The organism is Micromonospora sp. MGP-C2 (assembly GCF_057766525.1).
The window spans coordinates 1,372,282-1,383,568 of sequence record NZ_JBYMEN010000002.1; the positions used below are offsets into that span (position 1 = coordinate 1,372,282).

The 11,287-nt window shown below is 70.7% G+C and carries 12 protein-coding genes and 1 pseudogene; 6 read left to right on the forward strand and 7 right to left on the reverse strand.

Features of this window, described 5'->3' with window-relative positions; genetic code table 11:
* Positions 1–106: 106 nt before the first annotated feature.
* The 4 genes and pseudogenes from AC3CF1_RS05985 to AC3CF1_RS06000 all read right to left on the reverse strand — a co-directional run bounded on the left by AC3CF1_RS05985 (position 107) and on the right by AC3CF1_RS06000 (position 4,561).
* A complete protein-coding gene (locus tag AC3CF1_RS05985) occupies positions 107–901 on the reverse strand; it encodes an FkbM family methyltransferase (RefSeq protein WP_355161078.1) in 795 nt (264 codons plus the stop codon).
* A gap of 28 nt (positions 902–929) precedes the next feature.
* Positions 930–2,588 (reverse strand): sulfatase-like hydrolase/transferase, encoded by a 1,659-nt coding sequence (locus AC3CF1_RS05990; RefSeq protein WP_488449762.1) that lies wholly within the window; start codon positions 2,586–2,588, stop codon positions 930–932.
* A 275-nt stretch (positions 2,589–2,863) separates the two neighbouring features.
* Positions 2,864–3,556, reverse strand: a pseudogene (locus AC3CF1_RS05995) (CDP-alcohol phosphatidyltransferase family protein); the annotation flags it as partial.
* 186 nt (positions 3,557–3,742) lie between these two features.
* Entirely contained in the window at positions 3,743–4,561 is an 819-nt protein-coding gene (locus AC3CF1_RS06000) for a helix-turn-helix domain-containing protein (protein ID WP_488449763.1), read from the reverse strand.
* Positions 4,562–4,674: 113 nt separating this feature from the next.
* On the opposite strand from AC3CF1_RS06000, the gene AC3CF1_RS06005 reads away from it, so the two are divergent.
* Positions 4,675–5,019, forward strand: coding sequence for a DUF1330 domain-containing protein (locus tag AC3CF1_RS06005; RefSeq protein WP_354980752.1), 345 nt, complete (start codon positions 4,675–4,677; stop codon positions 5,017–5,019).
* A gap of 8 nt (positions 5,020–5,027) precedes the next feature.
* On the opposite strand, the gene map is transcribed toward AC3CF1_RS06005, so the two are convergent.
* On the reverse strand, positions 5,028–5,801 hold the full coding sequence (gene map, locus AC3CF1_RS06010; RefSeq protein ID WP_210924167.1) for a type I methionyl aminopeptidase: 774 nt from the start codon (positions 5,799–5,801) through the stop codon (positions 5,028–5,030).
* A 65-nt stretch (positions 5,802–5,866) separates the two neighbouring features.
* On the opposite strand from map, the gene AC3CF1_RS06015 reads away from it, so the two are divergent.
* On the forward strand, positions 5,867–6,169 hold the full coding sequence (locus AC3CF1_RS06015) for a helix-turn-helix domain-containing protein (protein WP_088948691.1): 303 nt from the start codon (positions 5,867–5,869) through the stop codon (positions 6,167–6,169).
* A 119-nt stretch (positions 6,170–6,288) separates the two neighbouring features.
* On the opposite strand, the gene AC3CF1_RS06020 is transcribed toward AC3CF1_RS06015, so the two are convergent.
* Positions 6,289–7,041 (reverse strand): VOC family protein, encoded by a 753-nt coding sequence (locus tag AC3CF1_RS06020; protein ID WP_488449764.1) that lies wholly within the window; start codon positions 7,039–7,041, stop codon positions 6,289–6,291.
* 168 nt (positions 7,042–7,209) lie between these two features.
* Here AC3CF1_RS06020 and AC3CF1_RS06025 point away from each other — a divergent pair, with 168 nt between their 5' ends.
* Genes AC3CF1_RS06025 through AC3CF1_RS06040 form a run of 4 tightly spaced genes read left to right on the forward strand, consistent with a single transcriptional unit; the run spans position 7,210 to position 10,505 of the window.
* Positions 7,210–8,136 carry a hypothetical protein gene (locus AC3CF1_RS06025; protein WP_488449765.1) on the forward strand — a complete coding sequence of 309 codons (927 nt, stop codon included), beginning with the start codon at positions 7,210–7,212 and terminating at the stop codon, positions 8,134–8,136.
* On the forward strand, positions 8,133–8,579 hold the full coding sequence (locus AC3CF1_RS06030; protein WP_488449766.1) for an ABA4-like family protein: 447 nt from the start codon (positions 8,133–8,135) through the stop codon (positions 8,577–8,579). Before AC3CF1_RS06025 ends, AC3CF1_RS06030 begins: the two co-directional genes overlap by 4 nt.
* A 4-nt stretch (positions 8,580–8,583) precedes the next feature.
* Positions 8,584–9,882, forward strand: a complete 1,299-nt coding sequence (locus tag AC3CF1_RS06035; protein ID WP_488449767.1) for a sensor histidine kinase — start codon at positions 8,584–8,586, stop codon at positions 9,880–9,882.
* Positions 9,879–10,505, forward strand: coding sequence for a response regulator transcription factor (locus AC3CF1_RS06040; RefSeq protein ID WP_488449768.1), 627 nt, complete (start codon positions 9,879–9,881; stop codon positions 10,503–10,505). Before AC3CF1_RS06035 ends, AC3CF1_RS06040 begins: the two co-directional genes overlap by 4 nt.
* Positions 10,506–10,507: 2 nt before the next feature.
* Here AC3CF1_RS06040 and AC3CF1_RS06045 read toward each other — a convergent pair whose 3' ends face one another.
* On the reverse strand, positions 10,508–11,224 hold the full coding sequence (locus AC3CF1_RS06045; protein ID WP_488449769.1) for a YoaK family protein: 717 nt from the start codon (positions 11,222–11,224) through the stop codon (positions 10,508–10,510).
* Positions 11,225–11,287: the final 63 nt, after the last annotated feature.

Consider the following 11,287-nt stretch of genomic DNA (forward strand, 5'->3'; position numbering starts at 1 on the left):
CACCCACCTCCCGCGCGATCGCGTGGCTCGGCTCTCCGTCGAGACGAACGTCGATCATCCCCCGCTGGTCCGCCCCACCGCCAGCGCCCGATCATCTGATCGTCGGTCAGACTCCCGCCGGCTGCCGACCGGTCACGCAGTACACGTCGCCGGAATTGGTCCGGTGCGGCAGGTCCCGCAGGTGTGCTGCCACGTCGCTCGCGGGTAGCCACCTCTCGAAGGTCATCGACTTGTCGTCGCCCAGCGCCACGTCGAAACCGTCGACACCGAGCGCGGTCAGGCGGTCGAGACACCGGTAGGCAACCGCACGTGCGATCGTGGTGAACTCGAACGACAGAGCGGGCAGCGGCCGGCTCAGGCCGGCCAGCACCTCGTCCTCGAAACCCTCCACGTCGATCTTGGTGAAGCTCGGTACGCCGTACTCGTGGATCAGCGCATCGACGGTGACCACCGGAACCTCGATGTCCCCGTCCCACACCTGGCCCTCCCAACCGCCCGCGCCGTGCGCCGCCCGGACGAAGTCGGACGAGGCGGTCGACACTGTGGGGTTGGCGGAGTTGACGTGCAGCCGTGTGCTCCCGGCGGCCGCGCCACATGCCCCTTCGACCAGCGTCACCTGATCGTCGTCGGCGTAGATCGTCCGCAGGGCGCGCAGGCACAGCGGCTGCGGCTCCACGGCGACGACCCGGGCTCCCAGGCGACGGAAGCTGCCGATGTGGTCACCCACGTGGGAGCCGATGTCGAAGACGAGGTCCCCCGCGGTGACGAACCGGGAGTAGAACGCGTCCATCCTCGAGTCCCGCTGCGGGTCGCCGTAGTAGACATCCAACGACCGGTGCAGGAGAGACATGGCCGGATCGGCCCGGAGCGCAGCGATCCTGGCCTCGGTGGTAGCCGTCATCTGTCTGTCGTCCAGTCCGTGAGAGGGGTTACGGCCCGAAGGCGGTCAGGAACCGGTCCCGGAAGGTGTCCATCCGCCAGACCGGTGCCTGCGGCCCGGGCTTGAGCCCGTCCTGCCAGCCCCAGCCGGAGATCCGGTCCAGGACGGCCCGGTCCCGGGTGATGATCGTGATCGGGACATCGTGGCTGGCGTTCTCGCCGGTGACGACCGCGGCGGGCTGGTGGTCGCCGAGGAAGACGAACACGAGATCGTCGTCGCCGTAGGTCTGCACGTAGGAGACGAGCGTGCTCAGCGTGTACTGGATGGACTGCCGGTAGTCGGCCCGGATCTGGGCGGTGCTGCGCCGCCGCTCATCCTCCTCGCCGGCGGTGCCACGGTAGATCGCCCCGTCGCCGACGGTGGCCCAGTCGACCAGTCGCGGGACGGGCGTCCACGGTGCGTGGCTCGACACCAGCGCGATCTCCGTCATGACCGGGTTGCCGTCCTGTTTCGCCTGCTCCAGGCGCTGCCAGCTGGACAGCGTGAACTGGTCGGGCATCGTGCCGAAGCTGAACTTCGGACCGCGGTACCCGAGCGCCCTGGCGTCGTAGAACCGCTCGTAGCCGAAGAAGGAGCCCTCCGGCCATGCCCTGCTGACGGCGGGCATCACGCCGACGGTCTGCCAGTTGGCCCGTCGGAAGGCGCCGTTGAGGGTCATCCGGTCACTCGCCAGTAGGGTGCGGTGCCGCTGGTCGTTGTCGATCCACAGACCGGAGAGCAGGGTGTCGTGTGCGAGCCAACTGCCGCCGCCGAACGTCGGCGAGGTGAGGAAGCCGGACTGCGCGGCGAATCCCGCCGCCTGCAACTGGCTGGTGCCGCTGTCGAGGACGGCGCCGACCTGCGGAGCGAACTCCGGGTCCTCGACGGCGTCCCGGCCGTAGCTCTCCACGAAGGAGATGACCACGTTCTTGCCCCGCAGCGCGGTCAGCAGTTGGTCCCCCGGGGTTTCGGCGAACCGGTCGGCCTCGATCTGGGTGGAGAACGTCTTCCGGTCGTCGATACGCAGGCGCACCTGGAACCCGTGGCCGTTGGCCAGGGTGGTCGCGGACGTGTCGGCAACCGGTACGGCCGGCACCACCCGCACGTCGAACGCCGCGCAGACCACCCAGACGACCACCAGCGCCGCCACGATCCGGGTGGCCCCGGTGCGGTGCCCGATCACCAGCTGGCCCAGCCGCCGCACCGACAGCGTGACCAGGACCGGCAGGCCCACTGCCACCACAGCCAGGGCGATCGCGGCGCCGACGGCGGCGGGCCGACCGTACGACTCGCTGAGGAAGGCGAACGCCTCGTCGAGCAACGCCCAGTCGAGCACCAGGTCGAACGCCCGGCTGAGCGCGGCGGAGAACCCCAGGTCGAGCAGCTTCAGCAGGCCGAGCAGACCGAGAGCCACGCCGGTGAGCGTCGCGAGCAGGCGGCTCCCGCGCGATGGCAGCGCGAGCAGGAGGGCCACGACCAGCAGCGCCTCCAGGGGGATCCGCACGAACGCCGCCGGGGTGAGGCGACCGAAGTCGTACGGCGCGGTGAGCACGAGCAGCACCAGCAGCGCGGCCAGGACGGTCACCAGTCGGGCCCGGATGGAGCGCTTCGGCCGACCCTCACCGGCGGTGTCGTCGTCGGCGGTAACGCCGGGGAGTTCGCCCCTCATCGCCTTCCGTCCCTGGCTCGGCAGCTCACGTACTCGTGTCAAGAGCGACAACCGGGGCATCCTTCCATGATCACTGAGGGGTGCGGCGGGCGGGCAGCTCAGACGCGGGCGGTCCCGCTGCGGGCCACTGCGACGGTCTGACGCTCCTGCCAGGGCAGCCCGTCCGCCTTCCCCGCACACGACCCGCCCAGCACGGGGCCGGCGTTCTGGGTGCTGTGGCTGAGCTGGCTGCTCGCGTGGTCCACAGTGACCTGCGGGTCGTAGCTGAGGGTGCGGCGGAGGTGACGGGTCAGCCACAGCCACGTGACGTCGCGCCCGAACGACTCGATGAGCAGCGCCAGTGACACCACCAGCATGGCGGTCGTCAGCGGCCCGGGCAGCGCGTCACCCATCGCCACCGTCAGCACCACGCCCTGGATCGCCGCGACGACCTTGCGCCAGTAGCGCGGCGGCAGCGACCCGCGCATCCATCCCAGCACCCAGCTCGCGGCGACGAAGACGTACCGCATCGCGCCGATCGCGAGCACCCAGGCACCCACCGAGGGGGCCACGTAGAGGCAGAGCACCAGGACCAGGAACGAGTCGATCTCCATGTCGAAGCGCGCGCCGAGCTCGCTGGTCGTCCCGGTGCGTCGGGCCGTGTAGCCGTCCACCGCGTCGAGGACCAGCGCCACGGTGGTGAGGGTGACCATCAACGCGACCGGCGCCGGCCGGGTGAACGACTCTGCGGCCAGGGCCGTCACGCCGCCGACGAGGATCGCCCGGCTCAGGGTCACGCGGTCGGCCGGGCTCAGACCAGGCGCGGCCGACCGGGACATCCCCCGACTGAGCAGGAGGCACAGGCCCACTCCGTAGGCCAGCCCCGCCAACCATCCCGCCGCGCCCAGACCGACTGTCCCCGCGAGCACCGCCAGCACGACGATCTGCACGATCAGCCCGACGAGCGGACCAGTTCGAACCGTTGACATCGTGCCTCCGCGAATCTGGTGTGTGACCCTGACCGTCATCACGGAAAATATGACCGATCGGTTCATTTTGAACGGGACTCACCATGTATACGGACGAACGTGCCCCGTCGGATGCGGATTAGTCGTAGACGGTGGGTGCAGCTCGTCGCCGCCGACGACGCCACGGATGCGACGACGGTGTCGAGGTCAGGCCACGCCGGCCGCGGGCGTGCCGAGGGCGTGGAGTGCGGCGGCGGTCACCGGGTCGGCCGGAAAGAATGCCTCGACGGCCAGCCCGGAGACGGTGACGTCCAGCGGGGTGCCGAAGAGGGTGGTCGTGCTGATGAAGGCCAGCTCGCGGTCGCCGTGGCGGTACCGCAGTGGGATGACGACACGCGACAGCTCGTCGCTGGTCGGTGCCCCGATGTCGTCGCCACTGGGATAGCCGCGAAGCTCGTCGAGCAGGCCGGACAGGACCGGGTCGCTGGTCGCCGCGGCCTGTTGGCGCAACCGCGCGAGCAGGTGGTCCCGCCACTCAGGGAGGTTGAGGATTCGCGGAGCCATGCCGTCGGGGTGCAGGCTGAGCCGCAGCACGTTGACCGGTGGGGTGAGCAGGTGAGGTTTCGCGTCGGCGGTGAACAGGGCCACGGCGGGGTTGGCCTCGACGAGCTGCCAGTGCTGGTCGACGAGCACCGCAGGGTACGGGCTGTGCCCGTCGAGAATCTGCCGTACGGCGGCCCGGAACGGGGCGAGTTGCGGGTCGGTCAGCTCGTGGCTGGGGTAGGCGGGGGCGTAGCCGCCGGCGAGCAGCATCGTGTTGCGCTCGGCCAGCGGCAGGTCGAGCCGCTCCGCCAGCCGCAGGATCAGGTCCGGGCTCGGCCGGGATCGCCCGGTCTCCACGAAACTCAGATGCCGGGCCGACACACCCGCCTCGATCGACAGGTCGAGCTGACTCATTCCGCGGGTTCGACGCCAGTCGCGCAGCAACTCCCCCACCGGTCGGCCCGGCCTGGTCCTGGTCGTCACCCCCCGACCCTAGTGACCACACCGGGGTACGCCCCATTACCTGCGACGTAATCGACAGCGCGCACCGACGCTCGCGATCATCTCCACGAAGCGTCCCCGACGATCGGAGAATCATGACCGCGTACGCGCTCGCTCATCTGCGTAGGGCACCTGTCCATGTCGAGGTGCTCGAATATCTGGAGCGCATCGATGCCACCCTGGCGCCCTTCGAAGGTCGGTTCATCGTCCACGGTGGGCCCGTCGAGGTGCTGGAAGGCAGTTGGCCGGGCGATCTGGTCGTCATCGAGTTTCCCGACTCGACCAGGGCCCGCTCCTGGTACGGCTCCGATGCGTACCAGGAGATCAAGCCGTTGCGGACGAGGCACCTGGCCGGCGACGTGATCCTCGTCGAGGGGGTCGACGCCGACCACAGCTCCGCGGAGATGGCTGCCGCGATCCGCCGGGCCGATGGTTCCTGAGGTCGGGATCAGGCCTTCGGCAGGGTGAGCACGTCGGCTCCGTCGTTGGTGATGGCGATCGTGTGCTCGCTGTGCGCCGTCCGGCAGCCGGTCACGCTGCGAAGCGTCCAACCATCGGCGTCGGTGACGAGCTTGGCGGTGTCCGCCATGACCCAGGGCTCCAGCGCCAGCAGCAGGCCCGGGCGCAGTCGGTACCCACGTCCGGGCCGCCCGGTGTTGGAGACGTGCGGGTCCTGGTGCATGGTCGAGCCGACGCCGTGACCACCGAACTCGGTGTTGACCGAGTATCCCGCCGCGGTGAGGACGGAGCCGATGGCATGGGAGATGTCACCGATGCGGGCGCCCGGGCCGGCGGCGGCGATCCCCGCGCTCAGTGCGCGCTCGGTCGCGTCGATCAGCGCGACGCTCTCCGGGGGCTGCACGTCGCCCACGATGAAGCTGATGGCGGAGTCGGCGACGACTCCGCCCAGGGAGACGGCGAGGTCGAGCGACAGCAGGTCGCCGTCGGCGAGGGTGTAGTCGTGCGGCAGTCCGTGCAGCACGGCGTCGTTGACCGACGTGCAGATGTAGTGGCCGAACGGCCCACGCCCGAAGGACGGCTCATAGTCGACGTAGCAGGACTGCGCCCCGGCCTCCATGATCATGCTGCGTGCCCACGCGTCGATCTCCAGGAGGTTCGTGCCGACCGCGCTGCGGCTCTTCAGGGTCCGCAGGATGTCGGCGACCAGGGCGCCGGAATCCTTCGCTCGCAGCAGGTCGGTGGGGGTCAGGATCTCGATCATGCAGCGCCTTCCTCGCACTTCCAATAACTATCCCGGCCATATTATCCCGGTACTAGAATCGGGCCATGGTCAGGTTGCCGCTCACTCCCGAAGAGGTCGAACGCGGACAGCGGCTCGGCGCCCTGCTGCGTCGAGCCCGGGGGGACCGTTCGATGCTCCTCACCGCACTGGACGCGGGTGTCTCGCCGGAGACTCTCCGGAAGATCGAGTCCGGCCGCATCGCCACCCCCGCCTTCCCGACCATCGCCGCCATCGCCGACGTCCTCGGCCTCTCCCTGGACGCGGTGTGGTCGGAGATCAACCACTCCGACGAGGGGGCCGGGCTGCCAGGCTCAGGCCGCGACACGGTCGAGCGGTTGGCCTCGTAGGGCCCGACACGAGGCCAAGATCCGCACAAGAACAGGGAAAGTGCTGCCTCACTCGCCGCCGAGGCACCTACATCCCTGAAGTTGTGCAGATCTTGGCCGACGCGGAACGTGTTGCGGCTTCAGGGCGCGTCGGGTCCCCACCACGGTTCCAGGACGGCCGGGTCGGCGACGAACTGCTCCACCTGCGTACGCTCCGGCTCGGTCAGGGTCAGCGCCTGGAGGCGGGCGCCCCACTCGGGGACGCGCTCCGCCTTCCCCAACGCCACCGACAGCTCGATCAGGGCGGCCAACGCCATCGCCTGCTCGACCACCGGCGCGTCGTCGGCGCGGCGGCGCATTCCGGAGTCGAGCGCCCGGTAGGCAGCCCGGTCGTCCATCTTGAACTCGCGCAGGATCCGCGCGTTGTCGAGCACCCGCGCCAGGCCCTCCAACTCCGCCGACCCGCCGTACTCCAGGTCCCCTGGCTCGTCGCGCTGGATGAAGGTGATGGTGTTGCCCGATGGGTCGACGATGCTGAACCGCGACGCCCCGGCGCGGTAGCGGGTCATCCGGGGTAAACCCTTGACCAGCACCTTGCCGTAGCTGCGACGCATCGTCTCGGCGAACGTCGCGTGGTACGGCGCGACCGCGTCGACCATCACCAGGCAGCCGCCGGACGTCTCCTTCGCCGGGTCCAGGTTCTTGGGCGCGGGGCCGTAGTGCAGTTGGAACCCACTCCACTGAAAGGCCAGGTACACGTACGGCTTGAGCTGCTCGTAGGTCACCTCGAACCCGAGCGCCCGCCAGAACGCCAGGGTCTCCTCCGGCGCCGGGCAGGGCAGCAGCGGCAGTGTCGTCTCGTTCGGCCGGACGCGATCCTCTGTGGTCGTCACTGTTCGCTCCCCGTGTGGTCGGCAGACCGGCCATTGTGCCAGCGCGGGCGACGGTCCTCGGCGGGTTTCGCCTCCTACCCAGGGAGGAGACCCCGCTCCGACCGCTGGCCACAACCGGGGCTCGCGGTCGGACGCGACCGGCGGGCACTGTCGCGACCATCTACAGATATGACAATCGATCTGCGCCGGGCGGCACACTGGCACCGCCCACTGATGTTCCTCGTGTACGCGATGGCGGCGCTCGCCGTCGTCTGCGCGGTCGGCATCGTCGTCGACCCACGCGTCTTGGTCGGGGCGCCGATCTGGCTCAAGCCGTTCAAGTTCGCGGTGTCCTTCGTGCTGTACGGCGTCACCCTCGCGTGGATGCTCTCTTTGCTGCCCCGTCGGAGCCGGCTCGCGGAGCGGATGGCGACGCTCATCGTCGCCATCGCCGTGGCCGAGAACGTGTGGATCGTCGGGCAGGTGGTGCGCGGGCAGACCAGCCACTTCAATGACAGCACCCCGCTGAACCTCATCCTCTTCGCTGCGATGGGCGCGGCGATCGGCGTGCTGTTCTTCGCGCACCTCGTCCTGGGGATCGTGGTGTTGATCCGCCGGATTCCCGACCTGGTGGCCCGACGCGCGGTCGGCTGGGGTCTGGGCCTGTCGCTGCTGGGCATGGTGGCGGCGGTGCCGATGGCACTGCCCGGTCAGGATCCGGGGATCGAGGGGGTCGCCGGGGCGCACAGCGTGGGTGTGCCGGACGGCGGGGCGGGTCTGCCACTGGTTGGATGGAGCACCATGGGCGGAGACCTGCGGATCGGGCACTTCGTGGGGTTGCACGCCCTTCAGGCGCTGCCGATCCTGGCGATCCTGCTGAACCGGTTCGCGACGCGGTTGGACGAGCGCACCCGGGCACGGCTCGTGGTCGTGGCGGGCGCGGCGTACGGCGTACTCACTGTGATGTTGACCTGGCAGGCCCTGCGTGGGCAGGCGCTGCTGCGGCCGGACGCCGTCACCCTCGCCGCGGTCGCGGCCCTGGTGGTCGCGACGGCGACCGCCGCCGCTCTGGTGCTGGCCCGGCGGCGCCGCTCCGACCTGGCGTTGGCCGCATGACCGAGATGCTGTTCGTCCTGACGTTCGCGGTGGCCGCGCCGTTCTGGGCCATGATGATCCTGCTGCCGCGATGGTCCTGGGCCGCCCGCGTCATCTCCTCGCCGCTGATCGTGCTGCCGGTGGTGGTGATCTACACGCTGCTGGTGATCCCGGCGTTCGGCGACGTGCTGCCGGCGGTCACGTCACCGACCCTGACGGGGGTGCGCGACCTGCTCGGCACCTCCGACGGGGCGGCGGCGGGCTGGGCGCACATGATCGCGTTCGATCTGTTCGTCGGGCGCTGGGCATGGTTGGACAGCCGCGAACGGGCGGTGCCGGCGCTGGTGATGGCTCCGGTGCTGCTGCTGACCATCCTGTTCGGCCCGCTAGGCCTGGCCGCCTACCTGGCCGTGCGACCCCGGTGGCGCGGCCCTCGTTCCGTCGAGCCGCAGCACCTAGGCTGAGCCCGTGCGCTGGCTGGGTCGGCTGTTCAACACGCGCGACACGCTCGTGCGGCTGACGCTGCTCGACCTCGCCGGGGTGGGCTACCTGGTCTTCTGCACCCAGGCGGAGCGCACGCCGACGGTGACACAGTGGATTCTCGCGGTGGGCGCGTTCGCCGCGGCGCTGCTGCTGCACCGTCGGCCGGTCGCCAACATGGTGGTGCAGGCCGCGTTGCTGGCCGCGGCGATCGCCCTGCTCGACGACATCATGATCAATCAGGTCGGTGCCAGCTGGGCGTTGATCGAGATCACCATCGGGGCGTACCGCGCCCGCACCATCTGGTTGGCCGCCGGGCTGCTGGCCGTGGTCGACCTGACCAACACGATCGGCGATCCGGCTGACCGGGTCGCCGCCGGCGTCGTCGGCCTGGCCCTGGAGGTCGGCATACCGTTGCTGCTCGGCCTGGTCATCCGCGCCAACTGGAATCTCGCCCGACAGGCCCAGGAACGCGCCGCCGCCGAGCAACGGCAGCACGAGTCGGAGACCCGCGCGGCACGGGCCGACGAACGCAGCGCCATCGCCCGCGAGCTGCACGACGTCGTCGCGCACCACGTCGCGTCGATGGTGCTGCGGGTCGGCGTGGCCCGGCACGTGCTCACCGACCTGGACCCCCGCGTCGGTGAGGTGTTCGACGACGTGCACGGCACGGGCACCGCGGCCCTGGGGGAGCTGCGCCGGCTGGTCGCGGTGCTGCGCGACCCCGATGGGGTACGCGGCGACGCGGCGCTGACCGCGATCGAGCCCTCCGCGTTGCCGGCGGCGATCGGCGCGGCGATCGACAGGGCCCGTCAGGCCGGCATCACCGTGGAGGCCGACCTGGACCCGGCGATCGGTTCGCTCGACGCGGTGCGCGGCATGGCGGTGCTGCGGCTGACCCAGGAGGCACTGACCAACGTGGCCAAACACGCGGGTACGTCGGCGGTGGCGCACCTCGTGGTCGCCGTCCGCGACGGCGCCGTGCACTGGGAGGTCGCCGACACCGGTCGCGGCGGGGCGCCGGCGGGTGTGCCGACCGGCGGCGGCCTGTTGGCCGGCGAGGGCGCATTGGCCGGTGTGCCGAGCGGCGGCGGGCACGGCATCACCGGGATGCGCGAGCGCGTCGAGGTCCTCGGCGGCCGGTTGGAGGCGGGCCCGTCCGGCACCGGGTGGCGGGTGCGTACCGCCCTCCCGGCCGTGGTGGCCGCCTCCGACCGGGCACCGGTCCGGTCGGTGCCCGGTGAACGCGGGGCCCCGGCCGACTCCCCCGCACCGGAGCCGGTGTGATCCGGGTGCTGCTGGTCGACGACCAGCACCTGATCCGGGCCGGGTTGCGGATGCTCTGTGCGGCCCAGCCCGACATCGAGGTCGTCGGGGAGGCCGACAACGGCCGCGAGGCGATCACACTCGCCGCCCGGCTCCTTCCCGACGTCGTCGTCATGGACCTGCGCATGCCCGGCGTCGACGGGATCACCGCGACCAGCCGGATCCTCGCGGCGCGACCAGCCGCCCGCATCCTGGTGCTGACCACGTTCGGCGACGACGATCACCTCTACCCCGCGCTGACTGCGGGCGCCTGCGGGTTCCTGCTCAAGGACGCGCCCCCGGCCGAGCTGCTCGACGGCATCCGCCGGGCGGCCGTCGGTGACAGCCCGTTCAGCCCGGAGGTGCTGCGACGCCTCGTGCAGCGCGCGGTGCACGCCCGCCCCGAGACACCACGGTCGGTGCAGGGCCTGACCGCCCGCGAGCAGGAGGTGCTGAACCTGGTCGCCGAGGGCCTGTTGAACACCGAGATCGGCGACCGCCTCCACATCGGCGTCACCACGGTCAAGACCCACATCACCAGCCTGATGACCAAGACCGACAGCCCCAACCGGGTTCGCCTGGCCCTGTTCGCCCGGGGCGTCTGACGTCAGGCCCGCATCCGGGCGGACACGCCGATGACGAGCACCAGCGGCACGATCAGCAGCGCTGGGGCGACGACCGGCAGGTGCAGGGCGACCAGTGCGCCGACGGCGGCGCCGACCATGAGGGCCAGCAACACCTGGGCCTTGGGGCGCAGGCTGTCCCACGGGCTGCGCGCGGCGACGCCGGCGATCAGGCTGGTGAGGGTGCCGGTCAGGTACGTCGACGACAGGCCGGGCACGCCGAACCGTTGGATGGCACTGCTCTGCACGCCCAGCGCCACCGCCGACAGCATGAGCAGCGCGAGGTGGACACGCGCGTCGGGGGCGTGCAGCGTGACTTCCCAGACGACGAGGAACACGACGAACACCAGCAGCTCCAGGACGAGCGCCCAGGTGACCCGCCGGGGCCAGACCCTGTCGCCCGGTCGTGCCGAGCCGACCACGCGGGCGCCGGCGAGGACACCGACGATGAAGCTGACGATGGCGCTGCCGGACGTCAGGGCCAGCTCGGCGTCACCTCGGCCCGCCGAGAGTCCGAGCAGGACCATGTTGCCGGTCATGACGCTGGCGAAGGCGCCGCCGAGGGACAGGAACCCGATGGCGTCGGCGCAACCGGTCAGGAAGGTGAGCACGACGACGAGCGCGTGCCGTCGACGCAGGAGGCGCGGGTCCTGCTGAGCCGCGGGGCGGGGCTGGATGACGTTGGGCACTGTGCTCGACACTGTCGGCCACCCTCCAGGGATTGTTCTTCGTATACACTTTGTCCGGACATGTTCACGGAGAGG